This window comes from Psychrobium sp. 1_MG-2023, from assembly GCF_030689115.1.
Classification (GTDB): domain Bacteria; phylum Pseudomonadota; class Gammaproteobacteria; order Enterobacterales; family Psychrobiaceae; genus Psychrobium.
Window position 1 is genome coordinate 1 of the sequence record NZ_JAUYVJ010000023.1, and the last position, 15,521, is coordinate 15,521.

General features: G+C 41.1%; 16 protein-coding genes. 9 read left to right on the forward strand and 7 right to left on the reverse strand.

Annotated elements, in window-relative coordinates:
* Positions 1 to 617: 617 nt before the first annotated feature.
* From Q8W26_RS17935 to hslR, 7 genes are all read right to left on the reverse strand, one after another.
* Entirely contained in the window at positions 618 to 1,052 is a 435-nt protein-coding gene (locus tag Q8W26_RS17935; protein ID WP_101213243.1) for a DUF3325 domain-containing protein, read from the reverse strand.
* Positions 938 to 2,545 (reverse strand): PepSY domain-containing protein, encoded by a 1,608-nt coding sequence (locus tag Q8W26_RS12280; RefSeq protein ID WP_101213242.1) that lies wholly within the window; start codon positions 2,543 to 2,545, stop codon positions 938 to 940. Before Q8W26_RS12280 ends, Q8W26_RS17935 begins: the two co-directional genes overlap by 115 nt.
* Positions 2,545 to 2,850: a hypothetical protein gene (locus tag Q8W26_RS12285; RefSeq protein WP_101213241.1), complete on the reverse strand. Its 306-nt coding sequence runs from the start codon at positions 2,848 to 2,850 to the stop codon at positions 2,545 to 2,547. The genes Q8W26_RS12280 and Q8W26_RS12285 overlap by 1 nt, the downstream gene beginning before the upstream one ends.
* A gap of 134 nt (positions 2,851 to 2,984) precedes the next feature.
* Complete coding sequence (locus tag Q8W26_RS12290; RefSeq protein WP_101213240.1) at positions 2,985 to 3,152, reverse strand: oxidoreductase-like domain-containing protein; 168 nt, start codon at positions 3,150 to 3,152, stop codon at positions 2,985 to 2,987.
* Between the two features lie 103 nt (positions 3,153 to 3,255).
* The gene (gene pckA, locus Q8W26_RS12295) at positions 3,256 to 4,875 is read right to left on the reverse strand and encodes a phosphoenolpyruvate carboxykinase (ATP) (protein WP_101213239.1); all 1,620 of its coding nucleotides are present in this window, start codon (positions 4,873 to 4,875) and stop codon (positions 3,256 to 3,258) included.
* A gap of 345 nt (positions 4,876 to 5,220) precedes the next feature.
* Positions 5,221 to 6,078 carry an Hsp33 family molecular chaperone HslO gene (gene hslO, locus Q8W26_RS12300; RefSeq protein WP_305473535.1) on the reverse strand — a complete coding sequence of 286 codons (858 nt, stop codon included), beginning with the start codon at positions 6,076 to 6,078 and terminating at the stop codon, positions 5,221 to 5,223.
* 22 nt (positions 6,079 to 6,100) lie between these two features.
* On the reverse strand, positions 6,101 to 6,505 hold the full coding sequence (hslR, locus tag Q8W26_RS12305; RefSeq protein WP_101213237.1) for a ribosome-associated heat shock protein Hsp15: 405 nt from the start codon (positions 6,503 to 6,505) through the stop codon (positions 6,101 to 6,103).
* Between the two features lie 208 nt (positions 6,506 to 6,713).
* Between hslR and gspC the strand changes: the two genes are divergently transcribed.
* The 9 genes from gspC to gspK are packed head-to-tail and all read left to right on the forward strand — an operon-like array spanning position 6,714 to position 15,517.
* On the forward strand, positions 6,714 to 7,571 hold the full coding sequence (gene gspC, locus Q8W26_RS12310; protein WP_305473537.1) for a type II secretion system protein GspC: 858 nt from the start codon (positions 6,714 to 6,716) through the stop codon (positions 7,569 to 7,571).
* A gap of 25 nt (positions 7,572 to 7,596) precedes the next feature.
* Positions 7,597 to 9,684: a type II secretion system secretin GspD gene (gene gspD / locus Q8W26_RS12315; RefSeq protein ID WP_101213235.1), complete on the forward strand. Its 2,088-nt coding sequence runs from the start codon at positions 7,597 to 7,599 to the stop codon at positions 9,682 to 9,684.
* A 31-nt stretch (positions 9,685 to 9,715) separates the two neighbouring features.
* Positions 9,716 to 11,209, forward strand: a complete 1,494-nt coding sequence (gspE, locus tag Q8W26_RS12320; protein ID WP_305473573.1) for a type II secretion system ATPase GspE — start codon at positions 9,716 to 9,718, stop codon at positions 11,207 to 11,209.
* A gap of 7 nt (positions 11,210 to 11,216) precedes the next feature.
* The gene (gspF, locus tag Q8W26_RS12325) at positions 11,217 to 12,428 is read left to right on the forward strand and encodes a type II secretion system inner membrane protein GspF (RefSeq protein WP_101213233.1); all 1,212 of its coding nucleotides are present in this window, start codon (positions 11,217 to 11,219) and stop codon (positions 12,426 to 12,428) included.
* A 51-nt stretch (positions 12,429 to 12,479) separates the two neighbouring features.
* The gene (gspG, locus tag Q8W26_RS12330; RefSeq protein WP_101213232.1) at positions 12,480 to 12,926 is read left to right on the forward strand and encodes a type II secretion system major pseudopilin GspG; all 447 of its coding nucleotides are present in this window, start codon (positions 12,480 to 12,482) and stop codon (positions 12,924 to 12,926) included.
* A 13-nt stretch (positions 12,927 to 12,939) separates the two neighbouring features.
* Positions 12,940 to 13,563: a type II secretion system minor pseudopilin GspH gene (gene gspH / locus Q8W26_RS12335; RefSeq protein WP_305473574.1), complete on the forward strand. Its 624-nt coding sequence runs from the start codon at positions 12,940 to 12,942 to the stop codon at positions 13,561 to 13,563.
* The gene (gspI, locus tag Q8W26_RS12340; protein ID WP_305473540.1) at positions 13,550 to 13,921 is read left to right on the forward strand and encodes a type II secretion system minor pseudopilin GspI; all 372 of its coding nucleotides are present in this window, start codon (positions 13,550 to 13,552) and stop codon (positions 13,919 to 13,921) included. Before gspH ends, gspI begins: the two co-directional genes overlap by 14 nt.
* Positions 13,918 to 14,532, forward strand: coding sequence for a type II secretion system minor pseudopilin GspJ (gene gspJ, locus Q8W26_RS12345; protein ID WP_101213229.1), 615 nt, complete (start codon positions 13,918 to 13,920; stop codon positions 14,530 to 14,532). The genes gspI and gspJ overlap by 4 nt, the downstream gene beginning before the upstream one ends.
* Positions 14,522 to 15,517: a type II secretion system minor pseudopilin GspK gene (gene gspK, locus Q8W26_RS12350; protein ID WP_101213228.1), complete on the forward strand. Its 996-nt coding sequence runs from the start codon at positions 14,522 to 14,524 to the stop codon at positions 15,515 to 15,517. Before gspJ ends, gspK begins: the two co-directional genes overlap by 11 nt.
* Positions 15,518 to 15,521: the final 4 nt, after the last annotated feature.

The following is a 15,521-nucleotide window of genomic DNA, read 5'->3' on the forward strand; positions in this document are numbered from 1 at the left end:
ACATTGCTAGACACCTATTTAGAGAAAGCCGCTGCAGAAATGTAGCGGCTTTTTTGTTTTCTGATGTTTAGTTATTTTCGCGTGATGATAAGCCTCATCACTGTGTAGTGAAACGATGTAGCGCCGAGGCAACGATCATCGCTCGTTGCAGTGACCGTTGTTTGACGGACTACTGCTCAAGAGAGCAGGACATTGCTAATACCTATATAGCTGAAATAACGTATTATGTTGCGAGAGCTTTTTCGTTGTGGGGCTTTGGTCACTACAGTGGCTGTGATTAATGTGGGTGTAATGAGGGAGACTGTGCTCCTAGGTAGATAACCTGATGTTGGACAGCTAACGCAATGCCGCTCCACTTTAAGCGAGTGAATAACTGAAGTTGGGTTTTGACATCCTAGAAATTGTGGAGCGCCTGATAGATGAGTGCGTTTCGTGATTCATTTTACTTAATTGATAAGTGTTTGCAAAATAATGTGTGTCATCGATAGCAACACTGTTTTATCTGGTACTTAGCAAACTACTTTGTGTGTTCCTGTTAGTTAATTCGTCAGTGAGTTAATAACGAAGACCGAAGAATACATGGTTGATTGTTAAAGTGTGCAGTGTATATCGTCTTTTTACAACAATAGTTCGATAACGCCTACAATCGCACTAATTAATGTTATATGAAGTAAATATCTAGCCTGATAAGTTAAGGTTAATACAACGACTAATACAGCTATGGTTAAGCAACCAAAAAAGGCACTTGGGCCTATCGACCATCCAAACTGGATAACTGAAACGACTAAACTTAGCATTGTTATCAACCAAGCTGAAGCTTTCAAATAGGCCGTATTTGGTAGTGTTATATTTTGGGGGATCGTTTCCTTTCTGTGCTTAGTTAACACCAGGGAAAAGTTACTCATGGCAACAATACAAAAGCATAGTAGAGATATCATTAGGTTCTCCCCATTCGTTTTGTGGCTAGTGTAGCTGTTATTTTTTCTCGTCGATATATTGCTGACTCTAAAGGATCTGTTGGCTTTAGCCTGACTGCTGCTGCAGTAAAACATAGGCCAATAATTAACATAGATAAGTCAAAAGCGGCGTAATTCCAATCACCAATAAATAAGGTTTCACCTAGGTGGCGATCGGTCGTCAATAGGTTAACTAATGGAATGCAACTAAATGCTATTGCAGCGATCAAGGATTGATCAAACCATGCTCTGGAGGTCGGTCTAAACATAGGTTGAATTAACATTATCGCCCAAACAATAAACATGATGTGAACTTCCCATTGGCCGCGATTTACTATATCTAATGGCAGGAGCCTGTTAGAGATGAATAAACAGGCGAGTGCTATCGGGAAACCAATAATTGTACCGACATTTAATTGGTCAACTAACTTGAATCCAAAACTAGGACCACCTTCTTTTTTCATTTCTTTTGGTTTGCGCTTACTAGTCCAGAGGATTAAGCCTGAGGCTATCATTGCGGCACCGAGTAAACCAGAAATCACATAAAATAAACGTAACAGCGGACCTGCAAATTGCCCCTCATGCAGTGAAAACAGCCCATTATGAATCATCGCTGGTACAGTATATTGCTTAATTGGTTGTTCAATTAGTTTACTGCTGGACCCATCAAAGGAGACGTAATCATAAGGATTATAGGTAATATCAGTTTCCCAACGGACAAATTTAACCCGGGAATTTTTATCTTGAGGTAATGATACTTCAATTCGGTCAAGTGAATCTTCCCCCCATACTTGTTGAGCTTGTACATACATTTTAGATAAAGGCTGTAATGGGGCATGAAGATTAGCTGGCTCTACGCTTTGAACTTTTGGAAATATTTGTGCACGTAATTGTTTATATTGCTCTTCATTAGTTTGGTAATCGACACTTGGAGCCATATAAGTAAATAGAAAGAAAATTAAGCCACTGTAAGTAATCATGAAATGATAGGGTAGTGCTGCAACACTAAAGACATTATGTATATCTAGCCAACCAGTGAGCCCCTTTTTAGCTCGAAAAGTAAAGAAATCAACGAAAATCTTTTTGTAAATCACTACGCCTGTTACAACGGCAATGAGTAAAATTAACGAGCAGACACCAACAATCCAATAGCTTATGTCTGTGCTCATATAATGAAGACGATAATGCATTCGATATAGAACGCGTCCTCCTATCGTATCTCTAGTGTTCACTGCTTCACCCGTTTGGGGATCAATAACTTTCTTAATATATTTCCCCCTGCGTTCGCCTTCTTTTGCAGACGCGCGCCAGCCAACTTGTAAGTTACCATCCCGCGCGCTGGGTAAAAATATATCCCATGACTTTGAATCAGCTGCGTGAATTTCTAGATATTTTTGTCCAGTATCGATCAGTTTTGTTTTAGGGATATGAGGAGTAATCAACGGACGCTCGGGTTGCATCCATCGATTAACTTCTTCATAAACGTAACCCACTGTTCCAGTGATAAACATAAAAAACAGGACCCAACCAACAATTAGTCCTACGCCAGTGTGAAGCCATTTCATTGATTGCCTAAATGTATTTTTCATTAGCTGATAACCTGTTCGAGAATAGCAATGAGGATAACTAAGGCAATAGAGCTCATAATACTTGAGAAAAGTAGGCCTCTTACTGATTGCGAACTAAAGCAATACATCGCATAAGCTGCATAAATAGTAAAACTTAAGAGTAAACCGATATGAATCGCATAGCTTGTATCAGTGAATAAACCAAGTAATAGTCCAATCGCTATTGTTGATAGTGTCGTGATCAGGTATCCACCAAATAATGCAATGGCTATTCGGGAAAGGATCTGCCAGTGTTGAGGAGATATTGTGGAAAATAGGTTTTTCAAAATGCGGCCCGTTAAGTAGATAAACTTTCAAGTATCTTCGAGCACTAAAGATTAACATAATTGATACTGTTAATCATTATCATTTAGTTTTGGTGGTTGGGATTTGTACGTTTCTAGACTAAAGGATAAAGAGCTTAGTGTTCTTTATCCGATTGTTCTTGCTGGGCAGCTAATTGTCGCTGTTGTTTACGATAAATGGAGAGCTGTTCATAGAAGTGATCCCATACACACGGTGAGCAAGCACCGCCACCGCAACAGTCATCATCGGCGGGTTTGGTTGGCTTTTCGATTAAGTCGCTCATATATATTATTTACCTGCAATTCAAATTATTTTGATTATATCACTTCTGTTACACAAACAAAAAAGCCGCCTAATAGGCGGCTTATAAAGTGAGCGCTAAGGTTCTATAGTTTAGGACCTGCGTCAACTAATGCTTTACCTTCGTCAGTGTCAGTGAACTTTTCGAAGTTATTGACAAAACGAGCAGCAAGATCTTGAGCTTTAGTTTCCCATTCAGTGGTATCACTGTAAGTATCACGTGGGTCTAAGATATCACCTTCAACACCATCAACGCTAGTTGGTACTTCTAAGTTGAAGAATGGTAGGTTTTGGCTCTCAGCTTTATCGATTGAACCATCTAGAATTGCATCGATGATTGCACGAGTTGCTTTAATTGAGATACGTTTACCAGTACCGTTCCAACCTGTATTGACTAGGTAAGCTTCTGCACCAGCCGCTTCCATACGCTTAGTTAACACTTCTGCGTATTGCGTTGGATGTAGAGTTAAGAACGCCGCACCAAAACATGAAGAGAATGTTGGTGTTGGTTCTGTAATGCCACGCTCTGTACCTGCTAATTTCGCAGTGAAACCAGATAGGAAGTAATAACGTGTTTGCTCCGGTGTTAATTTAGATACTGGCGGTAATACTCCGAAAGCATCAGCAGTTAAGAAAATCACTTTCTTAGCATGACCCGCTTTTGACACTGGCTTAACGATATTATCAATGTGATAGATTGGGTAAGATACGCGAGTGTTCTCTGTTTTAGAGTTATCGTCATAATCAATCTTACCGTCAGCTGCAACGGTTACATTTTCTAGTAAAGCATCACGGCGGATCGCATGGTAGATATCAGGTTCGTTTTCTTTGCTTAGGTTGATAGTTTTAGCATAACAACCACCTTCAAAGTTAAATACGCCATTATCATCCCAACCGTGCTCGTCATCACCAATTAGTTGACGTTTAGGGTCAGTTGATAAAGTCGTTTTACCTGTACCAGATAAACCGAAGAATACAGCTGTATCACCATCTTCACCAACATTTGCACTACAGTGCATTGAAGCGATACCACGTAATGGTAATAGGTAGTTCATCATTGAGAACATACCTTTTTTCATTTCGCCGCCGTACCATGTGCCACCAATTAACTGCATGCGTTCAGTTAAATTGAAAGCAACGAAATTCTCAGAGTTAAGACCTTGTTTTTCCCAGTTAGGGTTTGTTGTCTTAGCACCATTCATTACAACGAAATCAGGTTCAAATGATTGTAACTCTTCATCTGAAGGGCGGATAAACATATTTTTAACGAAATGTGCCTGCCAAGCTACTTCAGTGATGAAGCGAACCTTTAGACGAGTATCATCGTTAGCGCCACAATATGTATCTACTACGAATAAACGTTTTCCCGATAATTGAGTTGAAACTAAACCTTTAAGTTCTGTCCAAGTCTCAGTGCTCATTGGTTTGTTGTCATTCTTACCTTGATCTGACCACCATACTGTATCGCGTGTCGTGTCATCACGAACGATATACTTATCTTTCGGTGAGCGACCGGTAAAAATCCCTGTATCAACAGAAACCGCACCCGATTCGGTAATTACACCTTTATCATAGCCTTCAAGCGTTGATTTTGTTTCTTCTTCAAACAATAAATCATACGAAGGGTTATAAATAACTTCTTGGACGTCGTTAATACCATATTTTGTTAAATCAATAGTATTGTTACCAGCTGTGGCGACGGTCATTTTTGCTGCTCCTAGAGAGTGGTAAGTAATAAATTAAAATTACATCAAGGTTGTGTAATCTAGCTCAATAGCTAACGCGATTGTACAGGATCTTGTAGTGTGATTTAAACCACGTTATTCATATATATTAGTCTAACTACCTTAGTATCATACAATTGTTGTTCTAATGGATTGTTTTTTAAACAAAAGTAAATAGATAATTTAGAATAAAAAATTATGTAAGTCGAGGTGAAAGTATTACATTTTTATGGCGGTTAAATAACTCGTGCGAGGATTGGGTATAAAAAAAGGTCTATTAAGAATAATAGACCTTTAGATTAACTTGATTAAATTTATTAATGAAGTCTAGTGGAGCGTTTTATTTTGATCTGAATCATCAAATAAAGCTTTAACATCGCTTTGGTCAAAAATATACTCTTTATTACAGTAGTCACAATGCATGGTAATGCTGCCTTGCTCTGCAATAATCGACTCTGCTTCTTCTTGTCCTACCGAGATAATTGCCCCAGCACTGCGCTCCTGTGAACAGGTGCAACTAAAAGAAAGGGGTTGTGGATCGAATACTCTAACCTCTTCCTGATGGTAAAGCCGGGTCAGAATATCATTGGCTTCAAGAGAAAATAACTCTTCATCTTTGATCGTGGCAGTGATTTGACGTAAGTGATCATATTCTACGTCACTTTCTTCTGACTCTTCTGGTAATGCTTGAATCATCATCCCAGCAGCGTTATCTGCTGTCGCGCGTAACCAAAAATGGGTTTTCAATTGTTCTGATTGCTTAAAGTAAGTTTCTAAACACTCAGCTAAAGAGTCTTTATCTAAAGCTACAATACCTTGATAACGTTCGCCTTGTTTTGGCGTGATCGTGATAACCATATATCCTTTGTGAAATAGTTCGGTTAAATTGGTCGTCATAACATCACCGGTGATACGTGCAACGCCACGTAGCTGCTGTTGGTCATTGCCATTTACAACGATCAAAGGTACAGGCCCTTCGCCCTGTAATTGCACCGCAATATCCCCTTCAAACTTTAAAAGCGCTGTTAGCATTGATGTTGCAGCTAATAATTCACCAATGATTTGGTTTACTTGCGCAGGGTAATCATGGTTTTCAATGATTTCTTGATAGGTATTTGACGCTTGAACGAGTTCACCTCGGACATGAACATTATCAAATAGGTAACGGTTTAATTGATCTTTCACTTGCATTCCAACATTTACTAAATTATTGATTCTTAAACTGGATTATTTTTCTTCGCTGCTTTTTATCTGGGCGTTTATCGGGTCTAGGGTTATCTAGAGCGTGTAATCGGCGTAATTCAGCATTTTTTTCACGTTTCTCGATGCTCGGTTGTGTTTCTTGATATAACAGCTGAGCTTCTGGAGCACCACGTCGTTGATCACTGAGCTTAAGGATTTCAACTTGCTTTTCTTCATTGCCTTGACGAAGCTTTATCATAGCGCCGATCTCAACAGGCTTGCTCGGTTTTCCTCGTTGTTCATTATACGAAACTTTTCCTGATTGGATCATGTCGCGTGCAATGGAACGTGTTTTGTAAAATCGAGCAGCCCACAGCCATTTATCTAAACGGACAGCGATAGGCTTGGTGTCTTGAGATGATGATTTCATGATAACAGTACTCGATGAAAAACTGCTGCAAAAAGTAGCATAAATTGAAGCTTTTTTCTATGTGTTTAGCGTGATTTGTCTTGTGTTATCTATGGTTGTGACCGAGGCCATAGAATAGTATAGTAGTCGGCTGTTGATAATAGTTCGCAAAAACAATAACTCGTTAATGAACTCTGATAAATAGCTGTTGCGATGATAGATGGAAACTATGAATAAAATAATGACTGCTTTAGCTCTGCCGATGCACCGAATTGCTAACGTGATATTTGCTATGGTCTTAGTCTTTGTTCTCTATCTTATTGCTGAGTTAACATGGCTGCTCTTAACGCCTGAACAGCAAACTATAGCTTGGAAGCCTACAGCCCAAGAGGTTAATACTCAAAGTAATATAGGCAACGACTATTCAAGTTTTACCTGGTTTGGTAAAGCGAATGAGGCCCCAAAGGCTGCACCTATAAAAAAAGTGGCTACAGAAGCCCCAAAAACACGTCTTAAAGTCACCTTAACAGGTGTCGTTGCTCATAACCTAGAAGAGCGTTCGATGGCGATTATTGAACATCAAGGATCGCAAGAAACGTATATTATTAACCAAAAGATTAAATCTACTCGGGCCACAGTCTCTGAAATACACCCGGATCGTGTCATCCTTAAAAATAATGGTCGCTTTGAAACATTAATGCTCGATGGTTTTGATTATACGACGAAAAGCGTTTCGCCTTCACGAATGACGGATCATAAGAGTAGCAACTTAAATGCTGAGTTAGCTAAAACGCGCCGTGAGATATTAAAGAATCCGGGAAAAATTACAGACTACATTTCAATTACGCCAGTTAAACGAGATGGAAAAATAAAAGGTTATCGCTTAAATGCTGGAAGAAACCCTGCTTTGTTTAATCAATCAGGACTTAAACCAAATGATTTAGCGACGGCGATAAACTCGTATGATTTAACCGATATGTCTCAGGCCATGCAAGTGATGGCTGAACTTAAGAATATGAACGAATTAATGATCACCGTTGAGCGCGAAGGGCAGTTGACGGATATCCAATTTGCATTACCACAATAGAATAAGACGCGAAGGAATTTTATAAATGTCTGCAACTAGACGCTTTATCCCTACAGGGAAATGTGCTGCTTTATTATTAATGGCAAGTAGTCTTATTATGCCACCTGTGATGGCAAGTCAGTATTCTGCGAGCTTTAAAGGGACTGATATCAATGAGTTTATCAATACCATTGGTCGTTCCCTTAACAAAACAATTATCATTGAACCGAATGTGCGTGGAAAAATTAATGTCCGCAGCTATGAAACGTTCAATGAAGAACAATATTATCAATTCTTTCTAAGTGTCTTAGAGGTTTATGGTTATGCCGTTGTTGAGATGGATAACAATATTCTTAAAGTCATTAAAGATAAAGATGCCAAATCATCCGCTATTCCTGTAACAGGAGCTGATGATAAAGGCGTTGGTGATGCGATGGTTACTCGAATTGTCCCTGTTTATAATGTGCCAGTGCGAGAGTTAACCCCAATTCTACGTCAATTAAATGATAATAGTGGTGGTGGTAACATTGTGTCCCATGACCCATCGAACGTTATTATGCTGACTGGCCGAGCTGCTAAAGTGAATCGTATTGTTGAAATGATCCGCCGCGTTGATAAGCAAGGTGATCAAGAAGTAGCAATCGTGCAATTAAAGTATGCTTCTGCGCCAGAGCTGGTTCGTATTATTGAGCAAATCATTACAAACTCTGCTGGCGGTAAAGGTAAAAGCTCAAATCAGCTAACACCTAAGCTGGTTGCTGATGAACGGACCAATAGTGTTGTTGTGAGTGGCGAAAAGCGTGCTCGCGAGCGTGCGGTCAATTTAGTTAAGCGTCTTGATAACGAACAAGAGAGTTCAGGAAATACTAAGGTTGTGCATTTGAAATATGCACAAGCAAAAGAAGTCGCTCAAGTTTTAACCGGCGTAGCTGACTCGATTAAAGATGGCTCTGGTGCTCAAAAAGCTAAGGCCCAAAGCAACAAACGTGATGTTAATATTCAAGCCCACGAAGATACAAACTCACTCGTCATTACCGCACAACCGGATGTGATGCGTAGTTTAGATAGTGTGATTCGCCAGTTAGATTTTCGCCGTGCTCAAATTAATGTTGAAGCAATTATTGTAGAAGTGAGTGAAGGTGACGGCATCGACTTAGGCGTGCAATGGGCCAGTGAAGATGGCGGCATGATCCAGTTTAATAACAGTACCCCGATTAGTAACATTGTTGGTGGTGCTCTATCAGCTAGAACGGTTACGACAAAAGGTTCGACGATTATATCGGCTGAAGGTGCAACGACTAAAAATGAAGACCAAACAACAGAACCTGACTTTACCCAACTTTTCCAAGTATTAACCGGGGTTAACGGTGCATTAGCGGGATTAGTAAAAGGTGATTGGGGCGCAATTATTGAAGCGGTGAGTGCATCATCAACGTCAAATATCCTAGCAACACCTAATCTAACCACCCTTGATAATCAAGAAGCGGAGTTTATTGTGGGTGAAGATGTGCCGATCATTACTGGTTCTTCAATAAGCGCTGGTGGCGGTACTTCAGACCCGTTCCAAACCATTGAGCGTCGTGAAGTCGGTATTAAGTTAAAAGTTACACCACAAATCAATGAAGGTACCTCGGTTCAGCTAACTATCGAACAAGAAGTATCAGGGGTGAAAGGCGGTACGGCTGGCACAGCGGTCGATGTTATTTTCTCTAAACGTTCTGTGGCAACGAATGTAATGGTTGATGATGGTGAAATCGTGGTTATCGGTGGCCTGATTGATGAAAGTGTTCAGGAAACCGAGTCTAAAGTACCTCTACTAGGCGATATCCCTATATTAGGTCATTTGTTCCGTTCGACGTCGAGCTCAACGCAAAAACGTAATCTGATGATTTTCATTAAACCAACGATTATTCGTGATGCCGCGACGATGAGTAGCTTGAGCTCTCGTAAGTACAATATGATCCGTGCGGTCCAGTTAGAACAACAAGATGACGGAATTTCGTTAATGCCATTTACTGATCAGCCTATGCTTAATCAATTAGATAAGCCGGTTGAGTTACCTAAAACGCTACAAGATTTCTTGAAAGAGCATGAAGGTAAAACGGACACTGTGGAAGATGGTCGCGATGAGTAATCTAGGTGACGTTGATGAGGTAGCTCCACTAATGGAAGGTGAGGCACCTGAGGCTATCACATTAGCTGGGCGATTAAACTTCGCCTTTGCTAAACGCCATGGGGTGTTGTTAATTGAAGAGCAACAACCAGCGGTGTTGTTTTATCATCAAGATACAACGATGAGTGCGTTACTTGAGGCACGTCGTTTTGCTGCGCAGCATGCTGAATTACGTCTAGTTGATAAGGATGAGTTTGAGCGCGAACTCACCATTGCTTATCAGCACGATACTTCAGAAACCCAGCAGCTGGTGGAAGACTTAGGTAATGATGTTGACTTATTTACTTTGGCTGATGAGCTAACTGAAACTCAAGACCTATTAGAGTCTGAAGATGACGCACCGATTATCAAATTAATCAACGCAACACTTAGCGAAGCTATCAAAGAAGGGGCCAGTGATGTTCACATTGAAACCTTTGAAAAGCAGCTTAATATTCGCTTTCGTGTCGATGGTATTTTACGCGAGGTGTTAAAGCCAAACCGCAAGCTTGCTTCATTATTGGTGTCACGTATTAAAGTCATGGCTAAGCTAGATATTGCCGAAAAACGTGTGCCTCAAGATGGTCGTATTTCGTTACGCATTGCTGGTAGAGCTGTTGATGTACGTGTATCAACCATGCCGTCGAGTCATGGCGAACGTGTTGTATTACGTTTACTTGATAAAAATCAGGCTAAGTTAAACTTAGTTGATTTAGGCATGACAGACAGTATTCGTATTCGATTTGATCGCCTGATTCATCGCCCCCATGGCATTATCTTAGTAACCGGACCAACAGGCTCAGGTAAGAGTACCACCTTATATGCTGGCCTGACTGACTTAAATACGAACGATCGGAATATCCTAACCGTTGAAGATCCGATTGAATATAACATTGATGGTATTGGCCAGACACAGGTTAATAGTAAAGTCGATATGACTTTTGCTCGAGGGCTACGAGCTATTTTACGTCAGGATCCTGATGTAGTGATGGTGGGTGAGATTCGAGATTTAGAAACGGCACAAATATCTGTTCAAGCAAGTTTGACCGGTCACTTGGTGATGTCAACTCTCCATACCAACACGGCAGTAGGTGCCGTCACTCGTTTGCAAGATATGGGGGTTGAGACATTCCTCCTTTCTTCGAGTTTACTGGGGGTGCTAGCACAGCGCTTAGTGCGAACATTGTGTGAAGAATGTCGTGAAGAGCATGTAGCCGATGCCAGCGAGTTAGCCATTTTAGGGCAAACCGATCCTAATACTACCATTTATCGTGCGACAGGATGTGAGCACTGTAATTATACAGGCTATCGTGGCCGTACAGGTATTCATGAATTATTAGAAGTGGATGATACGGTCCGTGAAATGATTCATTCAGGGGCTAGTGAGTTTGATGTTGAGCGTTATGCCCGTACACATAGCCCAGGCATTCGCAGTGACGGTGTCTCTAAAGTGCTTGCCGGTATTACTTCATTAGAAGAAGTGCTACGTGTAACACGCGAAGAGTAGGTGACTTGTGGCAGCATTTGAGTATAAAGCGTTAGATAAACGCGGTAAGGAAACAAAAGGGGTTATTGACGCGGATTCATCGCGCCAAGTACGTGCCCAGCTGCGTGAAAAGCAGTTAATGCCAATTGATGTAAAACAAGTAGCCAGTGCCAGTAATAAGCAAGGCAAGGCGCAGTCAAGGCATAAAATCAGCACCGCGGATTTAGCATTAATTACGCGCCAACTTGCGACGTTAATTCAGTCTGCTTTACCAATCGAAGAAAGCTTAAAAGCCGTTGCCGAGCAATGTGATCAGCCTAAGATTACATCTGTAGTAATGGCGGTACGAAGTCGTGTAGTCGAAGGCTATAGTCTGGCTGACTCAATGGCTGAGTTCCCGCAGATATTTGAGAAACTCTATACTGCCATGGTGGCTGCTGGTGAGAAGTCTGGGCATTTAGATGTTGTACTCAATCGCCTAGCGGATTACACCGAACAGCGTCAGGCAATGCGCAGTAAATTAATGCAAGCAATGATATATCCAACGATGTTGACTGTGGTTGCTATCGGCGTTATCGCCTTGTTATTAGCTTTTGTAGTGCCACAGGTGATTGAGCAGTTTGCTCACATGGGGCAAGAGTTACCGTGGGCCACTCAATTGTTGATTATTTTGAGTGATGGCGTGCGTGATTATGGATTGATTTTTATTGGCTTGCTGATAACGGCAGTAGTCGTTTTTAAGCAATCACTAAAGAGACCGGATTTTGAACTAAAAGTCCATCATAAGCTCTTAAATATAGCGCTGATTGGTAAAGTGGTTCGCGGAGTAAATACGGCACGGTTTGCGAGAACTTTAAGTATCTTAACCTCATCGAGCGTGCCCTTATTGGAAAGTATGAAAATTTCAGCCCGAGTACTTGCGAATCGCCATATGGAAGAGCAAGTGATGGTCGCGGCTAATTATGTGCGAGAAGGTTCAAGTTTACGTGCCGCATTACAGCAAACTAAATTGTTTCCACCCATGATGTTACACATGGTGGCATCAGGAGAGAAAAGTGGTGAGTTAGAGCAAATGCTTGGACGCGCTGCAGATAATCAAGATCGAGAGTTTGAAGCGATTGCTAATATGACCTTAGGTGTGTTCACCCCTGCCATCGTTGTCTCCATGGCAGTTATTGTGTTTTTTATTGTGATTGCGATTTTACAACCTATTTTAGCCCTGAATACGTTAGTTGGCTAAAGCGGAATAACAGATTTTTATTTAATTTATTGATTGATGCTAGAGGAAAATATGCAGCAGAAACGACGTAACCAAGCAGGTTTTACACTTATTGAAATTATGGTTGTTATCGTAATTTTAGGTATTTTAGCGGCGATGGTCATGCCAAGTGTTTTAGGCAACAAAGATAAAGCACAACAACAAAAAGTGATTTCAGATATCACGACCCTAGAAGGGGCGATGGATATGTTTAAGTTAGATAACAACCGTTTCCCTACGACTGATCAAGGCTTAGAAGCGTTGGTTAGCAAGCCTGAAATGGATCCTGTGCCACGTAATTACCCACAAGCTGGGTACATTAAGCGTTTACCGAATGATCCTTGGGGTAATCCTTATTTGTTATTGAGTCCGGGTGAAAATGGTCAGTATGATATCTTTTCTGCAGGCCTAGATGGCGAAGAAGGGACTGATGATGATATTGGCAACTGGAACATGCATGATTTAGCAGAACAAGAATAGACTTATTGTGCTTGTGTTTAACATCGCCATACCTGCTAGAACCAGGTCGTTAAAGCAATCTGGTTTTACGCTGATAGAAGTCATGCTTGTTGCTCTGTTAATGGGCCTGGCAGCGACGGCGGTAATGTTTGCGGTGGACAGCAGTGGTCCACAAAAAAAGCTCAAGCGTGATACGCATAAACTAGCCGCTTTAACGCAATATGCGCTTGATCGTGCAACACTTACTTCACGTGATTTTGGTATTGTTTTTAATGGTCATAAGTACCATTTCGTTGAGTTGGTTGAGCAGCGTTGGCAAGCTATTGATGATAAAACACTCGCTGAGCAACAACTTCAAAATGGTATAGTCGCATTGGAAGTCGAAGGCTTTATGTGGCTGCCAGAGCAACAAGACTTTTCATCGAGTGAACTGTTTCAAGATCGTGAGGTGGATAGAGAGCTTGATGAAAAGGAAAAGCAACATATACCTCAGGTATTGGTGTTATCTTCAGGAGAGTTAACTCCCTTTAAGGCTACCTTACGCATCAGCGATGATAATGCACGTTTTTTAAGTCAAGAGCAGCAAGATTATCGCGTATCATTAACCGCAGACTCATTAGGGCTGATCACGGTAGGAGATGGTAATGAAAAGCCGTAACCAACGTGGAATGACGCTTATTGAGGTGATGGCTGCACTGGCTATCTTCGCACTTGCAGCACTTTCAGTCGTTAATGTGGCAAGTGAACATATACGTTCATTATCCTATCTTGAACAAAAGACGATGGCACAGTGGCTAGCTAATAATCATTTAGTGGATGTACAATTAGACACTACGTTTCCTAGCTTAGGTGTAAAGCGAGGTGAAGTCGAACTTTCAGGGAAAAAATGGTTTTGGCTACAGCAAGTTGAAAAAACTGATGATCCACAATTTCGCTCGGTGAATATACGCTTATTTGCTGAAGAAGAGTCGACCAATGCTTTGGCTGATTTAACTACTTTTGTGGTGAAGAAATGATGGGTACTTCACGCAGAAAAGGCTTCACTTTAATAGAGATTTTAATCGCAATCGCCATCTTTAGTATGATTGGTTTAGCATCATCACAGGTCCTATCATCGGTATTACGCAGTAATGAAGCTTCAATAAAGGCATCTCAACGTATTACTACTATGCAACGTGCTTATCAAATTATGCAGCGTGATTTCATGCAAATGGTTGCTCGTGGTAATCGGGTTGGGGGGGAAGAGCCAAATAAAACATTTCTTGTGGCTGGTGAACGTGTCATCGATAGTGAAGATGATGGTATCGTCTTTTCTCGTTTAGGATGGCGTAACCCTGCTCAGTTATTTCCTCGGGGGAATGTGCAGGCAATGGGCTACCGACTTCGTGAAAATAAGTTAGAGCGCCTGTATTATTTATACCCTGACCCTGCGTTAGGTGAGGAACCACAGGTGAGTGTGATCCTTGATGATGTTGAAGGGTTGAAATTTCAATACTATGACAACAATAAGTGGCTCAAAAAATGGGATAAGCAAGCATTACCGCAAGGAGTCAAAGTCATATTCACCACTGAAAGGTTTGGCCAAGTACAGTGGCAGTTTTTAGTCACCGGTGGTCATGATGTTTAAACGTTTACAGCCGCAGCGAGGTGTTGCTTTAATAACGGTGATGTTGGTGGTTGCATTGGTTGTTATTATTGCGGCGAATATGACTGGTCGATTACACTTATTACTAAGTCGCAGTATCAATCAGCAGGCTTATCAGCAAGCAATGTGGTCAGCATTAGCAGGTGAACAACTGATTTATAAAGTCCTTGAGCAAGACTACAAAGACGATAAAACCAAGGTTCATTTAAAGCAATTATGGGCACGTGAAGGTATGGTTGTACCTCTAGGTGCAGGCTCACTATCAGGTGCTGTTCAGGATTTACATAGCTGCTTTAATTTAAACGCCTTGGTACAAGCGGCCCCCTCAAGTGGCCCCGTTAAAGAGTCATTAGCCCAACGGCAATTTGAACACTTATTATTGGCGATCGGCTTAGATAGCTATCAAGCAGAAATGGTGCAAAATCGCGTTAAAGACTGGGTGGACAGTGACAAGCAAATCACCGGTGGCCTTGGTGCTGAAGACGATAGTTATAGCAGTAAGCAATTGCCGTATTTGACCGCAAATAACAGTATGGTCGATGTATCTGAACTCAGAGCGATAGAAGGTGTAACAGCGGCAATCTATCGATTGATTCGGCCGTATGTTTGTGTACTTCCTGAACAAGAATTAGCGATTAATGTGAATACTATATCAGCAGACCAAGCGCATCTTCTCGTTGGTTTGTTTGAGGGTAAATTAACCTTAAATGATGCTCAGGCCTTAATCGGCAATCGTGATGATGAGGGTTATGATGATGTGGCTGATTTTTGGGGGACTCCTCAAATTAGTGCTATCACTGACGTTAACGCTGATATAAAAGAGCAATTACAGATCATCAGCAATAATTTTCAATCCGTATTGACCTTTACTGTTGATGAGCACAATTTTACGTTAGCTAGTACCTTTACTCGTAATGCAAAAGGCGAATTGGCAGTGACGCAACGCCAGTTTGGGCAAAATGATTAAGATG

Coding starts and splice junctions, on each gene's coding strand:
- hslR (WP_101213237.1), bottom strand. CDS start 6,505: ATGAAATCATCATCTCAAGACACCAAGCCTATCGCTGTCCGTTTAGAT.
- Q8W26_RS17935 (WP_101213243.1), bottom strand. CDS start 1,052: ATGTTTTACTGCAGCAGCAGTCAGGCTAAAGCCAACAGATCCTTTAGA.
- pckA (WP_101213239.1), bottom strand. CDS start 4,875: ATGACCGTCGCCACAGCTGGTAACAATACTATTGATTTAACAAAATAT.
- gspI (WP_305473540.1), top strand. CDS start 13,550: ATGAAAAGCCGTAACCAACGTGGAATGACGCTTATTGAGGTGATGGCT.
- Q8W26_RS12290 (WP_101213240.1), bottom strand. CDS start 3,152: ATGAGCGACTTAATCGAAAAGCCAACCAAACCCGCCGATGATGACTGT.
- gspD (WP_101213235.1), top strand. CDS start 7,597: ATGTCTGCAACTAGACGCTTTATCCCTACAGGGAAATGTGCTGCTTTA.
- gspE (WP_305473573.1), top strand. CDS start 9,716: ATGGAAGGTGAGGCACCTGAGGCTATCACATTAGCTGGGCGATTAAAC.
- gspK (WP_101213228.1), top strand. CDS start 14,522: ATGATGTTTAAACGTTTACAGCCGCAGCGAGGTGTTGCTTTAATAACG.
- gspC (WP_305473537.1), top strand. CDS start 6,714: ATGAATAAAATAATGACTGCTTTAGCTCTGCCGATGCACCGAATTGCT.
- gspG (WP_101213232.1), top strand. CDS start 12,480: ATGCAGCAGAAACGACGTAACCAAGCAGGTTTTACACTTATTGAAATT.
- gspJ (WP_101213229.1), top strand. CDS start 13,918: ATGATGGGTACTTCACGCAGAAAAGGCTTCACTTTAATAGAGATTTTA.
- Q8W26_RS12280 (WP_101213242.1), bottom strand. CDS start 2,545: ATGAAAAATACATTTAGGCAATCAATGAAATGGCTTCACACTGGCGTA.